Origin of the sequence: Bacillus sp. 5mfcol3.1 (genome assembly GCF_900114335.1) — a bacterium.
Lineage (GTDB): Bacteria > Bacillota > Bacilli > Bacillales > Bacillaceae_G > Bacillus_A > Bacillus_A thuringiensis_S.
In genome coordinates this window covers 1,357,650-1,382,199 of sequence record NZ_FOST01000001.1, presented here as the reverse complement: position 1 = coordinate 1,382,199, position 24,550 = coordinate 1,357,650, and the positions used below count along the sequence as shown (strand labels likewise).

Genomic DNA, 24,550 nt, shown 5'->3' with positions numbered 1-24,550 from the left:
CAAAATTAAAACGTATATTAATGAGAAGGAAATGCTTTTTTCTCTTGTAAAATTGCATTATGAGCAATTTTCATTTTAGCAAGTACGTAACGTAATCGATCTTCAGCATTTTCATCTTTACTTTTTTGCAATTCCGCCAAATTTTCAACAGAACTTGCTAAATTCTCAATGACTCCTCTCAGCTCAGGATGATGATTAAAAAAAGATTCTTGCACTAATACTTTCCTTAACTCACTAGCTAAATCAATTATTCTAGACAGCTGTTCTTTTTCTTCCATTCTCATCCCTCCTGAATATCTTATGTAGTAAATATTCTCTAAACAAAGAAAAAAGCCCTTTAAATGAAAAGGACTTTTTACATTTTTATATTTCCAGTTAATAACATATACAGTGATGTGATAGCCGCAATAATAATTGCCCACATCACATATTTCTCTGCACCTGCAAAGCAACGGTTCCCTTGTTCTTTTCTTGCAAACGTGTAAACAATAATTCCAATTCCATACACAATTGAAACTAGTAGTAAATTCTTTAAACCAGCTGCATAAAGAAGCCATACAGAGTAAATAGAAGCAATTAAAGCTAACGCTCCATTTTTTAATTTAGCGTCTTTTAGCTCGTTTGTAATGACTAATTTAAATTGGAATAACGCTGATAATAAATATGGTAATAAAATTGATGTTGATGCAATGAAATACATAATTTGATATGTTGATTCTGAAAACAGAACGATGATAAATATAATTTGGGCAACACCATTTGAAATCCATAATGCCATGTGCGGTGTTTGCTTTTTATTTGTTTTCGTAAAGACTTTCGGAAATACGCCATCTTTTCCGGCTACATGAGAAATTTCAGAAACAAGTAAAAACCAGCCAATTAATGTACCGACAAGTGAAGCAACTAACCCAATGTTAATCGCAACTGCACCCCATGGACCAACAACATGCTCTAATACATGTCCCATTGACGGAGTTTCTAGCACAGAAAGTTCGCTTCTTGTCATCGCTCCCATTGACAGAACAGAAATTAAAATATATATGGACATTACTAAAATAAGTCCCATTACTGTTGCCTTACCAACATCTCGGCTATTCTTCGCTCTTCCGGATAATACAACCGCTCCTTCAACTCCAATGAAAACCCAAAGTGTTACAAGCATTGTATTTTTCACTTGACCAAGTATAGCGGAAAGTGAGAAGGTTCCTTCTCCCCAAAAATCATGTGTAAATGTGTCCCAGCGAAAGGCTGTTACCATTACAACAATAAATAAAACGATTGGAACTAACTTCCCTATTGTTGCGATAACATTCATAATAGAAGCTTCACGGATTCCAAATAAAATTAGAAAATGAAGTGTCCATAATAAAAGTGATGCCCCAACGATAGATGCAACATTATTTCCTCCTTTGAAAATTGGAAAGAAATAACCTAATGTACTAAACAGTAACATAATTGTTGCGACATTACCTAAGATTCCTGCTAGCCAATATCCCCAAGCACTATTAAATCCAATATATTCACCGAAACCAGCACGTGCATAACTATAAATTCCACCTTCAAGTTCCGGTTTTTGTCTTGCTAACGTTTGATATACGAGCGCAAGTGGAATCATTCCCATCGCTGTAATACACCAGCCAATTATTATTGCACCACTGTTTGCTCCTACTGCTAAATCATGCGGTAAACTAAAAACACCTCCACCAACCATTGTTCCAACTACTAATGCGATTAACGGAAAAAATCCTAACTTCTTTTCTATTTGTACCACCCCATCTGTCATTCTAGGTGTTATGTTCGTTCAACTATTAAAGTCACCTTTTTCTCTAATAGACGTTTCTCTTATATTTTTTCAGGAAAACATTACTTATTCTAAAAGAAAATGAACAAAAATGGAATACTTTTTTGAAAAAATGTATAAGTATGCACAAAAAAACCGCTCATTTTGTAATGAACGGTCATTTCAAACATATAAATTTGTATATTTCTTGTAAATTTAACGAAGTAAATTCTCTTTTTCTAAAAATTGTTTTGCGACTTCTTCACTACTTTTACCATTTACGTTAACTTCATAATTCATTTTTCGCATTTCTCCATCTGTAATCTTTCCAGATAATTTATTTAATACCTTTTCAAGTTCAGGATATTTCTGTAACGTTTCTTTTCTTAATAATGGTGCTCCTTGATAAGGTGGGAATAACCCTTTATCATCTTTTAGCACTTTCAGTCCGTATTGCTCCAATTCACTATCTGTTGAATATGCATCAATTACGTTAACATCTCCAGATTGAATTGCGCTATAACGCAGCTTCGGCTCCATCGTTTTAACATTCGAGAACTTATAGTTATATAATTTTTGCATTCCTTTATAACCATCTTCACGATCAGCAAATTCCAATGTAAACCCTACTTTGGCTTCCTGCGCAACATTCCCTAAATCAGAAATTGTATTTATATTCTTTTGATCTGCTATTTTTTTCGGCATGGCTAGTGCATATGTATTGTTATACTCCATTGGCTTCAACATAACCATATTATATTTCTTTTCCATTCCAATGCGAGCCTGATCATATACTTCATCACGATTTGTGCTCTTTGGTTCTTCTTTCACGAAAGTAGATAAAGCTGTTCCTGAAAATTCTGGGTATATATCTACTTCCCCGGATTTCAACGCTTCAAATACAAATGCTGTTTTTCCAAGACCTGGTTTTAATTGTACGTTTAAATCGGTATCTTGTTCAATAAGCTGCTTATACATTTGAATTAAAATTTCAGGTTCTGATCCAAGTTTGCCCGCAATAACAATATCTTTCTTTTCTGTACTCCAAAGAAATGGAGAAGCAATCATTACTACAACTATACATATCGTCAATATAACACGCTTAGAAGAGCGTTTCGGTCGTTCAAGTATGCGAAGTACTATATCAAAGAATAAAGCGAGTAACGCGGCTGGTACGGCCCCTAAAATGATAAGTGCATGATCATTTCGATCTATGCCTAATAATATAAGCTTACCGAGCCCACCAGCACCAATGAGAGCTGCTAATGTAGCCGTTCCAACAATTAATACCATCGCTGTACGAATACCTGCCATAATGATAGGCAATGCAAGAGGAAGCTCTACCTTCCACAGCCTTCTCCAACTATTCATCCCCATAGCTCTCGCGGCTTCTATTAGTGATTCATCTAATTCCCTTATTCCTGTATATGTATTTCGTAAAATAGGTAATAGTGCATACACAACTAATGCAATAATCGCTGGAAGTTTTCCGATTCCTACTAACGGAATTAATAGTCCGAGTAATGCAAGTGATGGCACTGTCTGCATTACTGCAGAAGTTCCTATTATAAATTCAGCCATTCGTTCTTTTCTTGTTAATAAAATGCCAAGTGGCACCGCTATAATTACTGCAAAAAATAATGAAATAAGCGATATTTGTAAATGCTCACTTAATGCAGTTAGTAATTCTATTTTTCGTTCTTGGAACGTTTGTATAAAATTAGTCACTGTTTAGCCTCTTTCCTTCATTTGTTCAACAATGTAATTGACGATATGACGACTTGTTAACGCTCCAATATATTGACCGTTTTCTTCAACTGGAACGATTTCCTCATCACGCACACGAACTAACGCTTCTTGTAAAGAAGAATGTAATGATAGTGCCTGCCCTTCTAATTGCACACTTTGATCAAGTGGCAATACATCTGCTACACTTTTCTCCTCATACCAAGTTCGTCCACGATTTCCAATGAACTCCTCTACAAATTCATTTTTCGGATTATGTATAATTCCTTCTGGTGTATCTAGTTGAACAACTTTTCCTTCTTTCATAATACAAATGCGATCTCCAAGTGATAATGCTTCTTGCATATCATGTGTTACGAACACGATTGTTTTTTGAATCTTTTTTTGCAACTGTACAATATCCTTCTGAAGCTGTTCCCTACTTAATGGATCTAACGCACTAAATGGTTCATCCATAAGAACGATTTTCGGGTTTGCGGCTAATGCTCGCACGACACCGACACGTTGTTTTTGTCCTCCTGACAATTCATCAGGCATACGATCTCGATATATATCCGGATCTAATCCAACCATATGTAACAAGTCATCGACGCGTGCTTTTATTTCCTTTTTGCTCCATTGCCTCATTTCTGGAACAACTGCAATATTTTCAGCGATTTTCATATGAGGAAACAAAGCGATTTGCTGCAACACGTATCCTATATCCCAACGTAATTCGTTTATATTATATTGTTGAATATCTTTTCCATCGATTAAAATCGATCCTTCAGTCGTTTCGATTAAACGATTAATCATCTTCATTGTCGTTGTTTTCCCGCAACCACTCGGACCGATGAGAACGAAAAATTCTCCCTTTTTAATTTCTAAATGCAATGAATCCACTGCTTTCGTGCCATCTTCATACGATTTTGACACATGATTAAATTGAATCACAAACACAACTCCTTTACTGTTGTTTCCTTTATTTTGATGGAAGATGGCATTCATTTCAAATGATACGCTTTTAAATTAAAAAAGAGCTCGCATTTGAGCTCTAACGGTCGAACAATATTGTTTTCATAATAGCAGCATATTCGCGAACATACATTTTTCTCTTAGAACGAATTGGTGTTTCAGCAGCTAGCGCCTCCATCTTCATACCTAAACGCTTTGCAATTATTTTCGTTCGATATAAATGATATGTATTACTTACAACTACCGCATGTTTCACATTATATAAATCCATACTAAATTTTAAGTTTTCATACGTATTTGTAGATTGATCTTCTATTAAAATACGACTCTCATCTATACCGTGTACCATTAAATAATTTCTCATGCTATGAGCTTCCGGTATATCTTCATCTTCTCCTTGACCACCTGAAACAATTACTTTCGCTTCAGGATGGGAAAATAAATACTCCAACGCTACATCCAAACGATTTTGAAGAGATAAAGACGGTCTATCCCCAAATAACTTTGCACCCAGTATAAGAACGTACGGAGAGTGATAGCTCAACTTTTCACGAGCAACTTTGTTCATTCGAAACGTCATATAAATGATGTATAGTGGCGGTAATAATAAAATCATAAGAAAGATCCATTTGTTCATAAATAAGTATTCACTCCCTTTCTTGTTATTATATAGAAAAAGAAAGGGAGGCAGAAGTGTTTTTTCAAACGATTGATTTATTAGAAACATGCGCCGCTACTTTACGTTGTGATAGTACATAATAAATAGCGATTCCTAATGAGAAGATCAATATGCAGCTTAATACGTAAAACGGCAGCATGACTCCGACTTTAGATACACCCGCTGTAAACAACATTAATAATAAAATTCGTATTCCAGTACCAATTAGGCGAAATAAGCTGTCTACACGTCCCATTACTTCATTTGGAATTTCCTCCATCATCAATACATTTCTCGCCACTCTTGTACCCGCATTTCCAACTGCATGAAAAATTGCAAGTCCATATAAGAAAATTACGGAAGGTTCAATACTCATTGCGGTAATTGAAATTACATAAATGAACATCGTCATAACGATTGAAACTTCTGTTTTGACATATTTCATTATGAGTGGAATACAGATTCCTGCAACAACCGCTCCGACACCGTACATCGTGCCCTCTATTGCGTATACAGAGGCATTGGCTTTGAGTATATCCGAAATATACACGGGTATTAAATAATTTGCCATCATGACACCTATAAACGGCATATAAGTAGCCAGTAAGAACCAAAAGAGCTTAGGACGTTTTTTCATAAAGTGAATTCCTTCAAACAATTGCTTCTTAAATGTTATTTTTCTTTTCACTTCTTTTTTCTTTACGTACGGTATACATAAGAAAAGAAAAAATGCTCCAGCAAAAGTTAACATGTCTACTAACAAAATCCACTTCAAAGATACAATTTCAATTAAGAAGCTCGCGGCCGCTCCAGAAATAACTTGTGTTAACTGTCCTTGTATTTCCATCGTTCCACTTAAACTTTTATAATGTTCCGCTTGAAATATCTCTTGGTTGAACGCAAATATTGTAGGATAAAATAATAAATAGTAGAATGATCCGGCTATATAAATAAGAATATAGTGAATAGAATGATAAGGTTGCCCCGCAAATCCCCATATAACCATTATTCCAATTACGGCAATTCCGATTCCTTCGTTACATAGCAATAAAGATTTTCTTGAAAAACGATCAATACTTTGCCCAATGAATGGTGTTAATAAAAACATAATGAGGGTTGCAATGATAGAAACATAACCAAATGTTGTCTCTCCTCCACTCTCTTTAATTAACAGCCACGGAATCGTTATCATAACAATTCCGGAACCAATAGCAGATAGACTATTGGCCCCTAGAATGTAATACAAGCGAGAATCATGATAAAGTGAGGACATATCACTCCACTCCTAGTTGCTTTTTCACCTCTTTATATACGCTCATATATGCTTTTAATTCTTTAACTACATCATGAATTAATGGTTTGGCATCTTCCCCAAGTTCACCATCTTGCACATGTAATCCATCAAGCACAACTTGTTTTGGAATGGCATTTGCATAAACACCTCTAGCGACCGTTCGCATGCTGTTTAATGCATTTATTCCACCTTTACCTCCACCAGCAACCGCTAACAACGCAACTGGTTTATGAATAAATTCACTACTACTTAAGTAATCTAAAGAGTTTTTCAGCGCACCGCTCATCGCATTATGATATTCTGGTGTACATAATACAACCCCATCCGCAGCTTTCACTAACGTTTTCAATTTTTTTACTGCCTCTAAATCACGTTGTGACTCTTCTCCATTGTATAAAGGTAACTCCTCAATTGCTAAATCATATAATTCCCCTTCAAATTGATCCGCAATATATTTTGCCACCACGCGAGTTCTACCAAATTTTCTTGGTGTACCGTTAATAACGACTAGTTTCATGATTATTTCTCCCCTTTGTTTTCAAGTTCTACTTATATATTATCAGAAATTTCTATACAAAACACAATATAAAGAGTTAACTTGTTTCATAAAATAGTATGATAAACAAAAAAGAACTCATACTTTCGTATGAGTTTCGCACAATTACTTCGTTTCATCTCTGAGACTCAATGTACCTAAACTTTCATTTGCTTCAAAATGATTATATGCTTTTCCCGCTAATTTTTTCCGTTCTTCTGGTAATTCTATATATTTCATTACGTTTTCAATTATTTTTTCGTACGGAGTAAATACAATTCCCGGCCACTCTACCTCATCTTCTGGATTACTATTTTCAGAAATAATAAATTTCTTATTTGCGACTGCATAAGACACGCGAGGTGTTTCAAGAATTCCTGATAAGTAAAAATGAATATTTAATATAATTTTAGCTCTAGCAATCAATTCATTTCTAACAATTCCCCACGCATTATTTTTAAAAACTATATTTAAATTTGGGGCAATCGCTTTTAGATGATCAAAAATAGCTTGCCGCCTCGGATTAAGAGCACCTATAAACAGAATATCAATATCTTCAGTAATGTCATCTTCAAATGCATCTTTTTTTATTTCCAAAGTTGGAGCATAGTTCATTTTTACATGTTTTATTTCTTTTCCTACCCCTTTTTGTTTTAGCCATTCTATATTTTGTTTACTATAATCCCAAATCACTCTATCTTTTAATAATATTAAATAAAGGGGGTGTGCATATGGACTTCCTTCGTATAGCTGTTCTAAATTATAAATAATTGCATCTTTCGGAAGAAGATTCGGGTTATATGCGTATGTATGTGCTCCAAAAACAACTGTATTCTTTACATTTTCTAGTATTGTTTCTGATATAATTACTGTATTTCCCTCCTGCTCCAACCGCCACTTTAAAGCTCGCGCAACATCTATGAAACTACCGTATGTCTTTGGGCATATAAAAAGACAATAATCATATTCTTTATTCAAATAAGCTTCCATTAATTTTAAATTATTTTTATATAAATCTACATCCGGATGTTTAAGCACTAACTCATTTGCATGTTTTCTTGCTACTTTATATAATCCAGCATAATAAGCAGCGATGCATCTTCTTAATTCGATTCTTTCACGATGTTCATCTAATACATCCATGTTTAAAAGAAGATTTGCGATACAATACGCTTTTAAATGATCACGGTCATAATAATAGTCTAGTAGTGGCATCAATTCTTCATACGTATTTCCATGCACCGATTCTCCTAGTTCAATCGCCCATCGCATTAATTCCATGATTACTCCACTACTCCTTTAACCAAAAATGTATTTAATAAAATTTCGCATTATTCTCTACTACATTTGCTATATGAAATGGAATCTCTTCTTTAATCGATTCCAAATACTTTTGCGACACGGCCCCTAAATGTTTTTTATGAGGTATATAGAAAGCACTAATAGAAATTTCATAGTCAAATAAGTAATCATACACATGATAATCTACAAATAAAAGATCATCCTTTGGAAAAGGAATTTCCTTCCCTTGCAGAGCATACATCAAAGCAATATTGTTTTGAGATCGTAATCGATACAACCTTGCAAGTTGGTATAATGGTTCAGCCCGAGTTGGTCTATATTCCCACGCTTTTTGAAAATAAAAAACAGCTAATGCTAAATATTGCTCTTCTTGCCCTTTAACAGTTTCTTTTTCATTAGCATCTGTCACTTCATTTTGTTTATTTGCTGAACGATTTGCTAACTGCTCATAACAAAATCCTATTCGCAATAACGAATAGAATACCTCTTCAACCCACCCCCCTGCTTCCACTCGTTTTTTATACCATTTAATCGAATCTTCAAATTGACTTAAATGAAAATAAGTTTGGGCTAAATAAAATAAATATCTTATATGCAAATCTGGCGTTGTTTCTGGGTCGTTTATTCCTTGTAACAACAACCTCTCATCTCTTTCAAATTTATCAGCTTTACTCCCGCCATCTCCGGGATCATTCACGACAAGAGTCTCTAACCGATCTACCCTCGTATTGTAATTCGCTCCAACTTTTGAGCGATCTATATCCCAATACTCATGAGTAACACCGACAGATTTCCATGGTAAAGAAGCTTTTAATAGACGTGTAAGCCAATATTTAATATGAACATCATATTGCAATGTAAGATAATGATCTTCCGTTAAGCTCGTTTTATCGAAATTCGGATCAACCTCTAAAATCATATCCGCATCTAATATTAATAAATAATCCGCTTCTGGATATGTTTTTTGCGCTAATGAAACTGCTAAGCTTCTGTTATAACCAAAGTTTTTAAACGGCTCATGATGAACCGTCCCAGGTATCTCATTTTCCTTACACCAATTTTCTATAATTTCAGGCGTATTATCCGTCGATCCAGTATCACAAATAGAAACATAATCTACAATTGATTTTGTTGCATTTAAACATCTTTCCATAATTCTAGACTCATTTTTGACAATCATACAAAGACATAACTTTTTTTCTTCCTTTACAGACTTCACTTGCTCATTTCCCATTTAACCACCTCATATTTTATTAACACGCTCTTCTCATATGTAACAACATTTTTTAGCTATACTGATGACATAAGCACCCTTTTACTATTTATGAAAACTTCATTTTATTTATTCTTACTTTTATGTTGGGACATATTTCATGCTTCGCTTTATATTTGATACAATCAATACAAAAAAACATAATACGGGAATCCGTACATTTCAAAGTCTAAGAGGAGGTTATGTTTTGTTGGATTACATTTGGCTAGATGACAAATCACCAATTTTAGAACAACTACCAAGTAATTTTAAATCTGCAGCTATATTGCTACATCCATTTGTCCAAATGCCTTTAGGATGGGAAAAGTCTGTGAGAAAAAGACCATATGAGCACATCTATCCTAGCGCTGAAGAAATCATTCACAATGGGAAATCCGTTTCTTGGAAGGAAACGATGTCTTGTAGTGGATTACATTCATACGCAGACCTAGCAATGGCCATGTTGACTTCCATTAGTGCCTTTTCAGAAGAATATAAAAGAGAGGATTTAGCTGAAAAGCTACATTCAAACTTAAAAAACGATCTTTATTATCCAACAGAAGATTATACGTCTATATTTTTATTACACAAATTACTTAAACTCCTCGGTTCTAAAGGTGCAAAAAATCTATATTTCTCTGAACCAATTCTTGATACAAACGGATTATTACAGGTAAATAATACTACTCCATTAGATATTTGGGACATTAGCAATAATGAGTTAATTATTACTGGAGAAGACAATGAGTATGCGTTTATGAGTATATACGATTCCTTTACAACCTTATTATTAGCTAAAGAAGAAAATATAGAATATATTGTTCAATCAATGAATGTTGAAGCTGTCATTTGTGACAAAAAAACGATGATTGATTGGTATTTTTAAATTAGTAATTTCTTAAACTATAAAAAAGAAACTTGCGCTTATGCACAAGTTTCTTTTCAAAAACATCCTTATTTTTTTACAACTTCATGTCCACCGAACTGATTACGTAGTGCTGAAACTACTTTTCCATGGAATGCATCATCTTCCTGAGAACGATAGCGCATAAATAATGACATCGCGATTACTGGTGCCGCTGCTTGTAACTCAAGCGCAGTTTCAACAGTCCATTTCCCTTCTCCTGAAGAGTTCATTACACCTTTAATGCCATCAAGTTTAGGATCATCTGCAAATGCTTTTTCAGTTAAGTCCATTAACCAACCGCGGATTACTGATCCGTTCGCCCATACTTTTGCAACATCTTCATAATTGAAATCAAAGTCACTCTTATCTAGTACTTCAAATCCTTCAGCAATTGCTTGCATCATGCCGTATTCAATACCGTTATGAACCATTTTTAAGAAATGACCACTACCAACGCGGCCAGCATAAGAATAGCCATTTTCTACTGCTAAATCTTTAAATAAAGGTTCTAATTGGTCGTAAATTTCTTTTTCTCCACCAACCATTAAACAAGCACCGTATCTAGCTCCTTCTACACCGCCAGATGTACCGATATCTACATAATGTAATCCGAAGCTTTTTGCTTCTTCAGCACGGCGTAACGTATCTTTATAGAATGAATTTCCACCTTCAATAACGATATCACCTTCATCTAATAACGGATACACATCTTTTAATACTGACTCTACAACTTCTCCTGCAGGCACCATTACCCAGATCGTACGAGGAGCTTCTAATTCAGCGATCATTTCTTTTAATGTATGACGTGCAGTAATTCCTAGTTTTCCTGCCTTTTCTACAAGCTCTTTATTTACATCGTATACAACTACTTCATGCTTGTCTTCATGTAAGTGTTCAGCTAATGGGAATCCCATTTTTCCTAATCCAATTAATCCTAGTTTCATATTAATCAATCTCCTATTCTATACAAATATATTTAATATCGAAATTAGCCCAAGTGCTACTACAGATAATATAGTCTCCATTGCAGTCCATGTTAATAACGTTTCTTTCACAGTCATTCCGAAATACTCTTTAATCATCCAAAATCCTGAATCATTCACGTGTGATAAAATTAATGACCCTGCACCTGTTGCAAGTGCTAATAATTCAACATTTACACCTGGTGTACTTGCTGCAATCGGCGCAACAATACCAGCTGCTGTCATCATAGAAACAGTTGCCGATCCTGTCGCAACTCGGATAAGTGCAGCAATTCCCCATCCAAGTAATATTGGTGAAATATGTGATTCTTTCGCCATTTCAGCAATTGTAGTACCAATTCCAGAATCTAATAATACTTTATTAAATGCGCCACCTGCACCAATTACTAACAGTATGTTTGCAATTGGTCCAAGGCAATCATTTGTAAATTGTAATACTTTATCTTTAGAAAATCCTTTTGCATAACCAAGGCTAAAGAAAGAATAAATCGTTGCAATTAATAAAGCGACTATTGGATCTCCAATAAAGTGTAACACTTGTGCAAGTTGACTCGTTTTATTTAATGCTACTTCAGCAATGGATGCACCAAGCATAAGAAATACTGGAAGTAAAATAGTAAACAATGTATTTCCGAAGCTAGGAAGTTCTTTCTTCTTATCTTTTTCAACAAATTGCTCCGCTATATCTAATGGTACTTCCTTATGTATACGAGCACCAATCCATTTCCCGTAAAGTGGACCTGAAATAATTGCAGTTGGAAGTCCGACAATTAACGCATATAAAATTGTCTTCCCTACATCTGCTTTAAAAATACCAACTGCCGCCATTGCCGCTGGATGCGGTGGAACAAGTCCGTGTACGACTGACAGTCCTGCTACTAGCGGAATACCGATTGTAATAAGTGATACCCCAGTTTCTAACGCAATTGTAAATACTAACGGAATTAATAGGACAAATCCAACTTGGAAAAATACCGGAATCCCTACTAAAAATGCAACGAACATCATCGCCCAGTGAACTCGTTTCTTCCCAAAACGATTAATTAATGTGTTAGCGATACGTTCAGCACCGCCAGATTCGGCCATCATTTTTCCAAGCATCGTTCCTAGTGCTAAAACTATCGCTAAAAAGCCTAACGTATTACCAAGCCCTAGTTTAATAGAATCAATAATCCCTGGATCTTTTGGTGAAGTTCCAATTAAAGGCATTCCCATTGCTAAACCTACACCAATTGCTGTTAAAATTAATGCGACAAATGGATGCCATTTTACTACCGTAATAAGTAAAAGTAGTATGACAACTGCCGCTAGTACGATCCCAACTACCATTTCTCCCAATCCCCCTATTGTTTACGTTGGAAAGCAGCTATACAATCAAATTCTTCTTTCAAGCGATTGTAAAGTCGTTCATACATATAAAACATTTCTAAATATATAGCCGTATTTTCTTTATTCGGTACATGATGATGGACAATATCAATCCAATCCTTTACCTCTTCAAGAGAATCAATTTTTCCTACAGCATATAAAGCAACTGCCGCTGCCCCAAGCGCAGATGCTTCATGACTTTCAGGTACAAACAATTCTTTTCCCATCATATCGGACAACATTTGTCTCCAAAATGAAGATTTTGCAAACCCTCCTGAAACTCGTATTTCAGTAAGTGGCCCTGTACAATCCCTGATTGCGAGTGCTACTGAATATACACTCATACAAACACCTTCCATCACTGCACGTATAAAATGTTCTCGTTTATGTTGAAGATTGATTCCAAAGAATGTACCACGAGCGTTGGCATTCCAGTAAGGTGCGCGTTCTCCAGATAAGAAAGGTAAAAACAATAGCCCATCCGCTCCAGCTGGTACGCTTTCTGCATATTTAATTAATAAATCATAAGGATCAATGCCGAGCTTTCTTGCTACTTCTTGCTCTGGACTACCAAATTCATCACGTAACCATCTCAGTAATATTCCGCCGTTATTCGTTGGACCACCGATTACCCAGTGCTCATCTGTTAATGCGTAACAAAACGTTCTCCCTTTCTCATCTGTATTTATATTTGATGAGATTGTTCGAACCGCACCACTCGTTCCAATCGTAATTGCAGCCGCACCCGGTGATATCGCACCAACTCCTACATTTGCAAGAACCCCATCACTTGCTCCGATGACAATTGGTGTTTCTGCACTTATCCCCATCTTCTGTGCTAATTCTGGCTTCATACCTGATAAAATATATGTAGTGGGTACAGGGGTTGATAATTGTTCTGGTGACATATGTAACATAGTCAAAACATCTTCATCCCAGTTTAATGTTTCTAAATTAAATAACCCTGTAGCAGAAGCAATCGAATAATCAACTACGTAGCGTGAAAATAATTGGTAAATCACATACTCTTTAATGGAAATGAATTTATAGGCACTTGTATATAACTCTGGTTCCTCTTCTTTCATCCATAACAATTTAGAAAGTGGTGACATCGGATGAATCGGTGTACCTGTACGTCTATAAATTTCATGCCCATTCATTTGTTGTAATAATTTTTCTGATTGCTTCGTACTTCGATTATCTGCCCAAATGATAGAACGCGTTAATGGCGCACCATTTTCATCTACTGCAATTAATGCGTGCATAGCTGTACTAATACCGATTGAAGAAATATCTTCTGGTAATACATTACCTTTTCCAATGGCAACGCTTACACTTTTGTATACAGCGGCACATATTACATCAGGATCTTGCTCAGCCCATCCTACATTCGGTTGAATAATTGGGTAATCGATTGCATGTGATGCAATGACTTTTCCTTTTTCTGTGAACACAACCGTTTTTGTACTTGTGGTACCGATATCAATCCCGATTACTCTCCCCCTTGTTTCCATGCGAATCTTCCCTTCATTTCTAGCAAAATACGATTTAGTAAACCGTTTACATGAATTAGTATATAAAATATTTTTTCATTTATCAAGTTATAAAAAGAAAATTTTTTTCACAACAAAAAGTAAATCCCCTCATTCCATTTCACTTATATACTAAATTTAGCTTTTCCGTGCGGTAAAATTACGTTATCTTCTTTACGCAATACACTCTTTCCTCTCATTAACAACACATACATAGTCCTCCATACGTTCTACTCATTTGCATGAAAAAGCGTTGAAAAGCAATATTCATTTTTAGGGATCACGTTACATAACCATCAAGCCAAGAAAAGTAACTACCCGCAGAATGAGAATTCTGTGCATTTTGCTCTTGTTTATTGTTTTAGTTTCACTAGTCTTTTATCTTGATAAACATAGAGCGCGGCCCCCTACTATCAATTTTTTATCTTGTAAATATATCTTGCATACTATAAAACCGAAAAGTATTTTTATTTTTCAGAAAAATAAAACAATAATATAGAATTTATTGTATAATGTTGTAAAAAGATGTCGGAGGGATTTAATGTTAAATAAAATATCTCAATTCACAATCAAGCTTTCATCAATTCTTTTATCACTCTTACTATTATTAAATTTACCTTATTTATTTATCACTCAACAAGGGTTTACCTTTCAACCAATTTATTTTTTTAATCAGATCGTTACCATGTTAAAACAGGTCTTCTCCCCTGAATCATTAGTGATTATAGGATCAGACCCGAAGTTTGGCCATTTCAAAAAAACACCATTATTTCCAACTGTTTTAGAACCTTACCTATATTCATTTACTATATTATTTTTAGCCTTTTTTCTTGCTCTCTTTCTATCATCTAGCATGGCATTTTTTTATTTTTTAGCGAAAGATTATATAAAAAAATGGATAAACCGAATTGTGTTCATATTAGAAGCTGTCCCTGATATGATGATGATGATTTGTTTGCAAATATTCTTCATATGGGTACTTCAAAAATTCGGGGAATCTCCTGTCACTATTATTTCTTTTAATGAAAATCGAGCTTATTTACTCCCTATTTTATCATTAGCTGTCTTACCTACATTACAAATGTTTCGGATGATGGTGTTATACATAAAAGAAGAAGAAGGAAAACATTACGTAGAGGTTGCATATGGAAAAGGCCTTTCATCAAGTTATATACTCTGCATTCATTTATTCAAAAATATATCTATCCACTTCTTTCACCATTTAAAAACGATTTTTGTTTTCTTACTTTCTAATTTATTCATTTTAGAATTTGTTTTTAATATGGAAGGCATTATTCAATTTCTATTTAATAAGGCGTTTGTTTCACCTCCCGCTGCATTTATCATACTTGTTATGATTATTTTACCGTTTTATGCCCTTTTCCACATAGTCTCATTCATGATGAATAGATGGAAAAAGCAATTGAAAGGAGTATCATTATGAAATCTATTTGGAAATCAAAACGATTTTTAATCGGCTTTACTTATCTATTCATACTTATTTCAGCTAGTTTTATTTATAGTTGGTTCTTTAAAGATAACATCCCAAAACCTCCTCAGTTACTTTACAATGACAATAACGAATTACTTGGAAAGGCCCCCTTTCCGCCTTCGTTAATTCCACCTTTTGGATCTGATCGTTTTGGAGAGTCTGTTTTCTTACAAATTGTAGAAGGAGCAAAATTCACTATTTTATTAGCCGTGGCAATTAGCTTCTTTCGAATTTTATGCGGAACATGTATAGGAATCCTCTTAAGTTTATTTGCTCCAAAACTCAAGAGATTTTTCCAGTCATGCTCAGAAGTTTTTTATTATATTCCAACTCTATTTATCGCATTCATACTCATCACGCCTGTTAATATTATAATCACATCAAATGCTGATGGGGTAGATCCAAATATTTCATTTACGTTTTATCAAGTACTCGTACTTATTTTCGTCGCTCTGCCTACACTTTCTTTATACATATCCTCAGAGGTTGATGAATTTATGAAACAAGATTACATCTTAAGTTCACAATTACTGGGGGCTAGTCGTTTTCATATTATAAAAAAACACTTACGAGTCTTATTACTTGACCGCTTATTTGTATTATTTATGGAACATATCGTCCAAACACTCATACTCGTTATCCATTTAGCGTTGCTTAACATTGTAATTGGCGGCATACAAATGCGTGAACTCTATGACGGAGTGCTCAAACCTGTTTCTCTATCTAATGATTGGGCAGGCCTTATTGGATTAAATCGTAATGAAATGAATCTTTCATGGTGGATTATTTTTTATACTCTCGCTTCATTCTTTATTACGATTCTATTTATTAAGCTTATGACCATCGGGATTCAAGATGCACTGAAAGCAAGAGATTCGCAAATTGTAGCAATTCAAAACGTTCCAGATCATAAAAAATTTGTTAAACATAAAGATTCTTTTTCGTTTGCAAATAAAGTAAACCTTTAATCATTTCTCATTAATCAAGTATTAATTGGCATCGATATTAGTAGAAAATAAAGAAGATGATCCCTATTAAATACAGGGATCATCTTCTTATGCTGTCTAACTTTTTTACATGTCCTTTGCTAGACTCATGCTTTTTATATTTAAAGTGAATTATTTGCAATCACAATTATGTTTTTTAAAATCAATTACCATACGCCCTTGAATTCTACCTTGTTCCATTTCTTCGAATACATTTTGTACTTTATCTAGCGAACAAGTTTGAACAACCGGCACTACTTTTCCTTCTGCCCCAAACATAAACGCCTCTTCCAAATCTTTACGAGTACCCACTAGAGAACCAACTACTTCAATTCCATCCAGTACAAGTCGCGGGATGTTTAAGTCCATTGTTTCTACTGGTAGCCCTACTGCAACTACTTTACCGCAAGCACGTACTGCATCAACCGCTGAGTTAAAGGCTACTTTAGAGACTGCTGTTACTACCGCAGCATAAGCGCCACCAAGCTCCTCTTGAACAATTTTATCAGCAGGACCTTGAGAAATTGGATTGATAGTCATATCAGCACCAACTTCTTTCGCTAAGGCTAATTTGTCGTCATTAATGTCTACTGCGATTACCTTTGCACCAAATACATTTTTAGCATATTGGATAGCTAAGTTACCTAATCCACCGCAGCCATAGATTACAATAGGTTGACCAGGTTTAATATCTGATACTTTAATAGCTTTATATGTAGTTACACCAGCACATGTAATTGATGATGCTTGAGCAGGATCTAATCCTTCTGGTACTTTTACCGCATAATCAGCTGTAACGATACATTGTTCAGCCATACCACCATCTACTGAATAACCTGCGTTTTTAACTTCACGGCAAAATGTTTCTCTACCAGTTACGCAATATTCACAACGTCCACAAGATTGGAACATCCATGCAATACTTACACGGTCACCTATCTTTAGCGAATTAACATCATCAGCTATTTTCGTAACAATACCTACACCCTCATGACCAAGAATACGGCCATCAGTGTTACCAAAATCATGATTCGCAACGTGTAAATCAGTGTGGCAAACTCCACAATACTCTACATCTACTAACGCTTCGCCTGAGCGTAACGGACGTAATTCTTTTTCAATCACTTCGATGTTTGCTTTGCTGTTTTTATTAACCACTACTGCTTTCATATGTGATCTCCCCTTTAGTGTTTTAGCGTTTTAATGAGTTTATCTCACAACTACTTTCCTCACTACTTTGGCTAGTTATTGTACCAAATTTAAGTGTTCAATCATCATTACATGTTCATCATAACATGACACTTCATAAACAGCTTGTGAAATTATGAACAATATTTGAATTATTACACAAATCGGTCTTTATTTTAATTTTTTAAAAATGAGAGTTTATCACTGACTATAAGTAAGTCATACATTTCTAAAAGAAAATAAAGTAACAAACTTCTCATCGATAAAAAGCTCTTCACTCAATATTTTCTATATTTAAACACTTAGTTTCACAGTAATAGCCTTTACCGCCAACATAAACTTTTTCTATTTTATTTTTGCTATTGGTTGCTAATTTAACTAATATTTCAGAAGGCGAGTATAAAGAATAACCTTGTTCAAATACATAGACTTCTTTTTGCAAATACTGCTGTTCATAAAGGTAGCAAGCTAATGCACCGTTTGAAGTTCCAGTCGCTGCTTCTTCATTAATGTCGTATAGTGGAGCAAAATTTCTGCATATAATTCGATTGTCATTAAAAGTATATAGATGCATCCCGACAACATTATAATACTTGCTGATTTCTTTAATTTTTTCAAAATTAGGTTGCAGTGCATGTAATTGTGTTTCGCTTTTTATAGGAATTAAAATATCTTTTAAGCCCGTAGAGACAATTTGGATTGGGTATTTATTGTCTATATCTTTAATGTCAAAACAGTCGGTGAACTCATTTGGAGATACAACATCATAGAATATCGGCTTATTTTGTTCCATGAATATGATGTCATCTGTTATGGTAATAGTAAGAACACCGCTGTTCGTTTCAATCGTATAGCGATTCTTGAAAATTTTATTTAAATGCATCAGTATCGCGAAAGAGCCAATTGTGGCATGACCACATAAATCAACTTCTTCTTTTGGAGTAAAATACTCAAATTTATAATCAGCAATTTCAGATTCTGATATAAATGCGGTTTCCGCATAACCCAGTTGTTTCGCTATTGTCATTTTTTGAGTAGTGGTCAATGTATTTGTATTCTCAATAAATACCACTCCTGCTTTATTTCCGCCTTTATGATCCTTGCTAAATGCACTTGCAACATAAACAGATATTTTCATAAGACACCTTCCTCGCCTATAGTAAATTCCAATATAATAATCACTATATATAAATATAATTGGGTAAATTATCAATAAAACAAGAGACAAACTATTTTTTTTAGCATTTGAACTCTCCAAAAATAGTTTGTCTACAGTCTGCAAGCTCTTCATTTGAAGAGCTTTTTTTATATTCGTTTCATCGAAATCGTTTCACGTATACTTTGTAAATTTTTTAGCGTTTCCTCTTGTCGCTGCAACGACAACCCTACATACAAAGTATCTAATAAGCTTAACTGTGCTAATCGTGATGAACTTGCTTCTGTGCGGAACTCAGTCTCACGTGTTGATGTATATAACGTAATATCAGCAAGTTGACTTAATGCTGATTTCTTATAGCTCGTAATCGCAATAATTTTGGCCCCTCTTGCTTTCGCTACTTCTAACGCTTCAAGTAATCCTTTATTGCTACCAGAATGAGAAATGCCAATAACAACTGAATTTTCCGAGAGTAAACCTGCTCCCATAATTTGAAAATGCGAATCAGTATGAGCGATACAAGAAATACCCGTTCTCATAAACTTATGATACGCATCCATCGCAATAATACCAGAGCCACCATTTCCATAAAACTCAATTCGACTTGCTTCTTGCAAAGCTCGTACAGCCTGCTCAAGTGCTGTTTCATTTAGCAAATGTAAAGTATCTTGCAGTCCTGTAATATGCGAATGAAAAACTTTTTTAGCAACAGTTACCATACTATCTTCTGCTGATACCTCTTCATGAATATTTTGCATCGGTGTATGTACAATTTCACGAGCTAATGTAATCTTTAAATCTTGAAAACCTTGCAAACCAAGGTGTTTACATAAGCGGAATATCGTCGCTTCGGAACTACTCGTAACTTCAGCTAATTCTGTAATAGATTTATGTACAACATCTTGTGGATGTTTCAAAATATGTTCGGCAATACTTCGCAATTTCGGTGATAAACCATTTAACGAAGCCTGAATCTTTCCAATCCCACTCCTTGTACCAGGCATAGCATATCCTCCTCTTCTATCGTAGCTTTATCCTGTAAAAACCGATTAGTTTAACTTTATTGTACCTAATTATTGAAAGAAGAAAAACCTATATTAGGGATTACTATAAATTTTAATTGCTCCTATGTATTCTGTCATACGATATAACAGAATTATTCATGCTTATGAATAATCCTCCCCATGTTTCACTGCGTATAATGCGGCTTGCGTACGATCATCCACTTCCAATTTAGCTAAAACGTTTGAAACGTGTGTTTTCACAGTTTGTTCTGTAATATGAAGTTCTGCTGCAATCTCCTTGTTGCTTCTTCCTTTCGCAATTTCGCGAAGTACCTCTTGCTCTCTTTTCGTTAACATTGAAAAAGGATTTTCTATTTCCTTCTTTACTGCGGTACGCCCCATTAATGCAGGTGTTACTTTCGGATGAAAATTCGCATTTCCTTGATGTACTGCAATAATAGAAGCGACAAGTTGCTCAGGTTGTACTTCTTTTAATTGATAACCATCTGCTCCAGCTTCAAGTGCTGGTATAACATAATCTTGCTCTGAAAAACTACTTAATATAAGTACCTTTATCGTCTCATCGTATTGCTTTAGACGTTTTGTTGCCTCAATTCCATCCATTTTCGGCATCGATACATCCATTAGTACGACATCCGGTCTTTCTTTTTGCACGAAATGTAATGCCTCTTCGCCATTTTCTGCTTCCCCAATAATTTCAAATTCTTCTCTCGTTTTCAAAAAGAATACAAGTCCTCTTCGAACGATATGATGATCCTCAACTAGTAGCAATTTAATCTTCAATCTTATTCTCCCCTTCAAATCGGCAATTGAATTTCTATTTTTGTACCCTTTCTCAGCTCTGTTATAATTTGAAACGACCCCTTCATTAACTGAATACGTTCCTTCATACTTTTCAGGCCAAGTGCTGACTCCCTTACTTGCTCTTGTATAAATCCTATTCCATTATCTTCTATGTAAAAATGTAACTGGTTATTTTCTATTTTCAAAAGAACATGTACCTTTTCACACGAAGCATGCTTTTTACAATTATGTAGCGCCTCTTGGCTAATACGCCATAAAACTTCTTCTATTTCATCCCCAATTGAAACCATCCCATCAATTCGAACTTCCACTTGAACTCCTAATAACTTCCCGTAATTTTGAATTGCTTCTGCTAACCCTTTCTCTAATCCTTCAGGTCTTAATTGCCAAATTAATAGAGTCATCTCTTGTAATGCTTCTTGTGATAATTCTCCAATATAACTTAACATCTCTTGCAATTCTCTATCTTGCGTCATATTCAGAGTACCTTTCGCTGTTAGCATAATAGAAAATAACAATTGTTTTACTGAATCATGTAAATCACGTGCAAGTCGATTTCTTTCCGCTACCACTACATATTTACGTTCTTTCTCAACTAACTGAATACGTTGTATTGTCGTTCCAATTTGAAATGCAATTGATTCTAATAATGCTAACTCTTCCTCTGAAAAATGAGTCTTATGAGGCGCAGCCACATTTAGTAGACCAAATTTTTCTGATCCAGACCTAAGCGGAATTGTCGCATGATGTGTAACATCTTCTGTCTCTCCCCAATTACATTCAATTGCATCTTCTATTCGCTTACATTCAATAATATTAGTCGCTTTTTCTAATCTCCCATTCACAAAACGTTCTACACACCAACAGTTTCCTTCACACATCGGCTTCTTCTCTTGCCACGTAAGAGCCTCTGGTAAATTTTCGTCTACAAGCATGCTATGCTTTCCACTTTCATCAATAAAGAATATCCACCCTGTTTGTAAATTCATTACTTGTAACAATGTATGCAACACTTTTTCTAACATATCCTGTAAGTTTGTTGCTTCATTTAATAATTCAGCAATTTCTTTTAATGCTTCTAAACGATGCATCTCTTTTTCTTCAAAGTTCATTCTCATCACCAACTACAATTATAACATTAAGAAATTTCTAAATTCTATAAATAAAAAAAGAACCGAATCTCTTCAGCCCTTTCTTTATATCAATCATTTTATTATTGTTATTCTATCCAATGTTGGAATCAGAATTTTTGTTAACAAACGATTCTACTTTAGCTGTCCGATAAAGATTTTCCACCATGGATATGCTGTAAACCTTCAGTAGTAACAACCATATTCGCTGCTGGCATTTGCACTTGATTCTTATGAAACATAGACATTAATTCAAATCTTACTTGTCTAGAAGTTTCAAAATAATCTTCTGGCTTTATTAAACCTGTAATACAAAATTCATAGCCAACATATTTCAAGTTAGGATTTAAGTCTGTAACACCGACGTATTTAAATGGCTCAACAGCGTCATCCTCTACTCTATAAAGAGTTTGATCCAATTTTTCATTGCATATAACACATACTTCTTCTAACAATTCCTTCACTCTTGTTGGATCTTCCTGATAACTTACCGTGATGCGTTCAATTACACGCATCCATCCTTTATTAAAATTTTGTATTGTTCTAATCTCTCCGTGCGGGATGGTAAGTAGTTTTCCTGACCATTCACGAATTTGCATAAAACGAATACTAATCTCTTCAATAGTTCCTGAATTTGTTCCGTTAAAAGTTACAAAATCACCAACTCGAAACTCTTTGTCCGCTAATCTTGCAAAGCCTAATATAACATCTTTTAGCATCTGTTGTGCTGCAAAACCGATGACAACTCCAGCTATCCCTGCACCTGCAATAATACTTTTTATATCTACAAATTGGCTAATTAAATATATGATAAGACTGATGATAATGATATATCTAAAAATAGATCGAATTACACTTTGAATCGTCTGCTCTACCTCTTCATCAAAAAAGCTTGATTTCCTAAAAAACCAATCAATAATCCGGTTTATTACAAACGAAATAATGATTAAAACTAAAGCAAATAGTAAAAATCTTAAAAGTAAAAACTCCCTTACATAATTAAAAAATTCTTCAGTATACGTTAATAAACTCATCCATCCACTTCCTTAACTAATAAAAATTCTATACAAAGCTGCTATATTTTTAAAATTCATTAGACATTCTTCTATAAATATACCCTTTTTCATAACCTAAAGGGAGCTAGCAATTGAATTTTTTTATGACTTCACTTTAAGACTACACAACCCATCCCAATAAAAGGAAAACATTTACATAATATCGAATAGTTCATTTGAAAATATTATTACTCACGAGGGTTACAAGCAATGGGATATATTGAAGAACTAAGAGAAGTTGTTGGATCAAGACCGCTTAATTTAGCAGGCGTTGCGGTAGCTGTTTTCAATGAACAAGGACAAATACTACTACAACAAAGGCGAAATGGCATGTGGGGCGTTCCAGGAGGTTTTGTAGAACTTGGTGAATCTATAGAAGCAGCTGGAAAACGAGAAGTACTTGAAGAAACCGGAATCGAAATTGGTACACTTCAGCTAGCAACTGTATTTTCAGGTAAATAATTTTTTGTGAAATTAACGAACGGAGATGAATTTTACCTTATAACAATTGCTTACCTTTGCAAAGATATTACAGGTGGCTTGCTAAAAGCTGATGAAGTCGAATCATTACATGTACAATTTTTTAATTTAAATGAGCTACCACAAAATATTAGCCCATTCATAAAAAAATTAATTGAACAAAATGTCGTCTCAGTTTAAACGCAAAAAAGAGACCTTTTTAAAGGCCTCTTTTTCATTTCACTTCTGCATGTAAACAAGATTTAAAATGTCCAAGTGCAAATTCATGCCCTTGCGCATTAAAAGATGCAACTGCCTTTTCATAAACAACAATTTTAAATCCTTTATTATAAGCGTCTACTGCTGTGTGAAGAACACAAATATCAGTACAAACACCTACAAGATGAACTTCTTCTATTCCTCTTTCTCTTAACTTCATTTCTAAGTCGGTTCCTGCAAATGCACTATATCGTGTTTTATCCATGTAATATACATTTTCAGCATTTTTATATGTTTCGTATACATCTTGTAATTCCCCAAACAAATCTCTTCCACTTGTACCAGCTATATTATGGGGTGGGAATAATTTTGATTCTGGATGATATACATCATTTTTTTCATGTTTATCAATCGCAAAGACAACGTAATCTCCATTTTCAATATATTGCGTCGTTATATGTACAATTTCCTTCTCAATTTCTTGACCTGGTTTTCCGCAAGTTAAAGCACCTTTTTCCGCTACAAAATCATATGTATAATCAATATTAATAAGAGCTCGTTTCATAACTACTATCTCTCCTTCTTCTGTTTCACAGTAAACAATAGAAAATTTGTTATTACGACATCGTATGTACTATTCGACATTTCAAATGAAATACCTACATTTTTCTTGTAAAACTTACCTTAATTCGAGTTTATCATAAAGTGAAACTTTAATCATTGGA

General features: G+C 34.5%; 22 protein-coding genes and 1 pseudogene. 4 read left to right on the top strand and 19 right to left on the bottom strand.

From position 1 onward, the window contains the following. Positions 1–17: 17 nt before the first annotated feature. The 9 genes from BM089_RS07210 to BM089_RS07170 form a co-directional block, all read right to left on the bottom strand. Complete coding sequence (locus BM089_RS07210; protein WP_000391447.1) at positions 18–278, bottom strand: hypothetical protein; 261 nt, start codon at positions 276–278, stop codon at positions 18–20. Between the two features lie 77 nt (positions 279–355). Next, positions 356–1,783, bottom strand: coding sequence for a basic amino acid/polyamine antiporter (locus BM089_RS07205; protein WP_000129441.1), 1,428 nt, complete (start codon positions 1,781–1,783; stop codon positions 356–358). Between the two features lie 213 nt (positions 1,784–1,996). Then, positions 1,997–3,508, bottom strand: coding sequence for an ABC transporter permease/substrate-binding protein (locus tag BM089_RS07200; RefSeq protein ID WP_090976475.1), 1,512 nt, complete (start codon positions 3,506–3,508; stop codon positions 1,997–1,999). Positions 3,509–3,511: 3 nt separating this feature from the next. Next, complete coding sequence (locus BM089_RS07195) at positions 3,512–4,459, bottom strand: ABC transporter ATP-binding protein (RefSeq protein ID WP_090976473.1); 948 nt, start codon at positions 4,457–4,459, stop codon at positions 3,512–3,514. 100 nt (positions 4,460–4,559) lie between these two features. Continuing rightward, positions 4,560–5,117: a YdcF family protein gene (locus BM089_RS07190; protein WP_001045718.1), complete on the bottom strand. Its 558-nt coding sequence runs from the start codon at positions 5,115–5,117 to the stop codon at positions 4,560–4,562. Positions 5,118–5,181: 64 nt separating this feature from the next. Continuing rightward, entirely contained in the window at positions 5,182–6,411 is a 1,230-nt protein-coding gene (locus BM089_RS07185; RefSeq protein WP_053564593.1) for an MFS transporter, read from the bottom strand. Position 6,412: 1 nt separating this feature from the next. Further along, positions 6,413–6,949 carry an NADPH-dependent FMN reductase gene (locus BM089_RS07180; RefSeq protein ID WP_000780355.1) on the bottom strand — a complete coding sequence of 179 codons (537 nt, stop codon included), beginning with the start codon at positions 6,947–6,949 and terminating at the stop codon, positions 6,413–6,415. Between the two features lie 144 nt (positions 6,950–7,093). Further along, a complete protein-coding gene (locus BM089_RS07175) occupies positions 7,094–8,248 on the bottom strand; it encodes a CgeB family protein (protein WP_000422334.1) in 1,155 nt (384 codons plus the stop codon). A gap of 34 nt (positions 8,249–8,282) precedes the next feature. Continuing rightward, positions 8,283–9,503, bottom strand: a complete 1,221-nt coding sequence (locus tag BM089_RS07170; RefSeq protein WP_090976471.1) for a glycosyltransferase — start codon at positions 9,501–9,503, stop codon at positions 8,283–8,285. Positions 9,504–9,642: 139 nt separating this feature from the next. On the opposite strand from BM089_RS07170, the gene BM089_RS07165 reads away from it, so the two are divergent. Beyond that, positions 9,643–10,407 carry a DUF2711 domain-containing protein gene (locus tag BM089_RS07165; RefSeq protein ID WP_139213225.1) on the top strand — a complete coding sequence of 255 codons (765 nt, stop codon included), beginning with the start codon at positions 9,643–9,645 and terminating at the stop codon, positions 10,405–10,407. Between the two features lie 68 nt (positions 10,408–10,475). On the opposite strand, the gene gnd is transcribed toward BM089_RS07165, so the two are convergent. The 3 genes from gnd to gntK are packed head-to-tail and all read right to left on the bottom strand — an operon-like array spanning position 10,476 to position 14,293. After that, positions 10,476–11,372 carry a phosphogluconate dehydrogenase (NAD(+)-dependent, decarboxylating) gene (gene gnd, locus BM089_RS07160; RefSeq protein WP_090976467.1) on the bottom strand — a complete coding sequence of 299 codons (897 nt, stop codon included), beginning with the start codon at positions 11,370–11,372 and terminating at the stop codon, positions 10,476–10,478. Between the two features lie 18 nt (positions 11,373–11,390). Beyond that, positions 11,391–12,740: a GntP family permease gene (locus BM089_RS07155; RefSeq protein ID WP_139213224.1), complete on the bottom strand. Its 1,350-nt coding sequence runs from the start codon at positions 12,738–12,740 to the stop codon at positions 11,391–11,393. Positions 12,741–12,754: 14 nt separating this feature from the next. Further along, the gene (gene gntK / locus BM089_RS07150; RefSeq protein ID WP_090976464.1) at positions 12,755–14,293 is read right to left on the bottom strand and encodes a gluconokinase; all 1,539 of its coding nucleotides are present in this window, start codon (positions 14,291–14,293) and stop codon (positions 12,755–12,757) included. Positions 14,294–14,852: 559 nt separating this feature from the next. On the opposite strand from gntK, the gene BM089_RS07145 reads away from it, so the two are divergent. After that, complete coding sequence (locus BM089_RS07145) at positions 14,853–15,755, top strand: ABC transporter permease subunit (protein WP_090976463.1); 903 nt, start codon at positions 14,853–14,855, stop codon at positions 15,753–15,755. Beyond that, the gene (locus BM089_RS07140) at positions 15,752–16,771 is read left to right on the top strand and encodes an ABC transporter permease (protein ID WP_000836567.1); all 1,020 of its coding nucleotides are present in this window, start codon (positions 15,752–15,754) and stop codon (positions 16,769–16,771) included. The genes BM089_RS07145 and BM089_RS07140 overlap by 4 nt, the downstream gene beginning before the upstream one ends. A 150-nt stretch (positions 16,772–16,921) precedes the next feature. Here the strand turns inward: BM089_RS07140 and adhP are convergent, their stop codons facing one another. The 6 genes from adhP to BM089_RS07110 form a co-directional block, all read right to left on the bottom strand. Next, positions 16,922–17,959: an alcohol dehydrogenase AdhP gene (gene adhP / locus BM089_RS07135; RefSeq protein WP_000649129.1), complete on the bottom strand. Its 1,038-nt coding sequence runs from the start codon at positions 17,957–17,959 to the stop codon at positions 16,922–16,924. A gap of 292 nt (positions 17,960–18,251) precedes the next feature. Then, positions 18,252–19,115, bottom strand: coding sequence for a PhzF family phenazine biosynthesis protein (locus BM089_RS07130; RefSeq protein ID WP_090976461.1), 864 nt, complete (start codon positions 19,113–19,115; stop codon positions 18,252–18,254). 167 nt (positions 19,116–19,282) lie between these two features. Further along, positions 19,283–20,137, bottom strand: coding sequence for a MurR/RpiR family transcriptional regulator (locus tag BM089_RS07125; protein ID WP_001119652.1), 855 nt, complete (start codon positions 20,135–20,137; stop codon positions 19,283–19,285). A gap of 162 nt (positions 20,138–20,299) precedes the next feature. Then, positions 20,300–20,941 (bottom strand): two-component system response regulator CasR, encoded by a 642-nt coding sequence (gene casR / locus BM089_RS07120; RefSeq protein ID WP_000694630.1) that lies wholly within the window; start codon positions 20,939–20,941, stop codon positions 20,300–20,302. 14 nt (positions 20,942–20,955) lie between these two features. Further along, positions 20,956–22,053: a two-component system sensor histidine kinase CasK gene (gene casK / locus BM089_RS07115; RefSeq protein WP_170925745.1), complete on the bottom strand. Its 1,098-nt coding sequence runs from the start codon at positions 22,051–22,053 to the stop codon at positions 20,956–20,958. Positions 22,054–22,232: 179 nt separating this feature from the next. Then, positions 22,233–23,126, bottom strand: a complete 894-nt coding sequence (locus tag BM089_RS07110) for a mechanosensitive ion channel family protein (protein WP_090976459.1) — start codon at positions 23,124–23,126, stop codon at positions 22,233–22,235. A 231-nt stretch (positions 23,127–23,357) separates the two neighbouring features. On the opposite strand from BM089_RS07110, the pseudogene BM089_RS07105 reads away from it, so the two are divergent. Continuing rightward, a pseudogene (locus tag BM089_RS07105) lies at positions 23,358–23,807 on the top strand (NUDIX hydrolase). 34 nt (positions 23,808–23,841) lie between these two features. Here the strand turns inward: BM089_RS07105 and BM089_RS07100 are convergent. After that, positions 23,842–24,390 (bottom strand): cysteine hydrolase family protein, encoded by a 549-nt coding sequence (locus BM089_RS07100; RefSeq protein WP_000816771.1) that lies wholly within the window; start codon positions 24,388–24,390, stop codon positions 23,842–23,844. Positions 24,391–24,550: the final 160 nt, after the last annotated feature.

What these genes read in the sequence shown, in the direction of transcription:
- BM089_RS07125 (WP_001119652.1), bottom strand. Translation starts at nt 20,137, where the DNA reads ATGCCTGGTACAAGGAGTGGGATTGGAAAGATTCAGGCTTCGTTAAAT.
- casK (WP_170925745.1), bottom strand. Translation starts at nt 22,053, where the DNA reads ATGCATCGTTTAGAAGCATTAAAAGAAATTGCTGAATTATTAAATGAA.
- BM089_RS07175 (WP_000422334.1), bottom strand. Translation starts at nt 8,248, where the DNA reads ATGGAATTAATGCGATGGGCGATTGAACTAGGAGAATCGGTGCATGGA.
- BM089_RS07130 (WP_090976461.1), bottom strand. Translation starts at nt 19,115, where the DNA reads ATGAAAATATCTGTTTATGTTGCAAGTGCATTTAGCAAGGATCATAAA.
- gntK (WP_090976464.1), bottom strand. Translation starts at nt 14,293, where the DNA reads ATGGAAACAAGGGGGAGAGTAATCGGGATTGATATCGGTACCACAAGT.
- BM089_RS07185 (WP_053564593.1), bottom strand. Translation starts at nt 6,411, where the DNA reads ATGTCCTCACTTTATCATGATTCTCGCTTGTATTACATTCTAGGGGCC.
- BM089_RS07165 (WP_139213225.1), top strand. Translation starts at nt 9,643, where the DNA reads ATGCTTCGCTTTATATTTGATACAATCAATACAAAAAAACATAATACG.
- BM089_RS07210 (WP_000391447.1), bottom strand. Translation starts at nt 278, where the DNA reads ATGGAAGAAAAAGAACAGCTGTCTAGAATAATTGATTTAGCTAGTGAG.
- BM089_RS07145 (WP_090976463.1), top strand. Translation starts at nt 14,853, where the DNA reads ATGTTAAATAAAATATCTCAATTCACAATCAAGCTTTCATCAATTCTT.
- BM089_RS07170 (WP_090976471.1), bottom strand. Translation starts at nt 9,503, where the DNA reads ATGGGAAATGAGCAAGTGAAGTCTGTAAAGGAAGAAAAAAAGTTATGT.
- BM089_RS07190 (WP_001045718.1), bottom strand. Translation starts at nt 5,117, where the DNA reads ATGAACAAATGGATCTTTCTTATGATTTTATTATTACCGCCACTATAC.
- gnd (WP_090976467.1), bottom strand. Translation starts at nt 11,372, where the DNA reads ATGAAACTAGGATTAATTGGATTAGGAAAAATGGGATTCCCATTAGCT.
- BM089_RS07180 (WP_000780355.1), bottom strand. Translation starts at nt 6,949, where the DNA reads ATGAAACTAGTCGTTATTAACGGTACACCAAGAAAATTTGGTAGAACT.
- BM089_RS07110 (WP_090976459.1), bottom strand. Translation starts at nt 23,126, where the DNA reads ATGAGTTTATTAACGTATACTGAAGAATTTTTTAATTATGTAAGGGAG.
- BM089_RS07100 (WP_000816771.1), bottom strand. Translation starts at nt 24,390, where the DNA reads ATGAAACGAGCTCTTATTAATATTGATTATACATATGATTTTGTAGCG.
- BM089_RS07140 (WP_000836567.1), top strand. Translation starts at nt 15,752, where the DNA reads ATGAAATCTATTTGGAAATCAAAACGATTTTTAATCGGCTTTACTTAT.
- BM089_RS07155 (WP_139213224.1), bottom strand. Translation starts at nt 12,740, where the DNA reads ATGGTAGTTGGGATCGTACTAGCGGCAGTTGTCATACTACTTTTACTT.
- BM089_RS07205 (WP_000129441.1), bottom strand. Translation starts at nt 1,783, where the DNA reads ATGACAGATGGGGTGGTACAAATAGAAAAGAAGTTAGGATTTTTTCCG.
- adhP (WP_000649129.1), bottom strand. Translation starts at nt 17,959, where the DNA reads ATGAAAGCAGTAGTGGTTAATAAAAACAGCAAAGCAAACATCGAAGTG.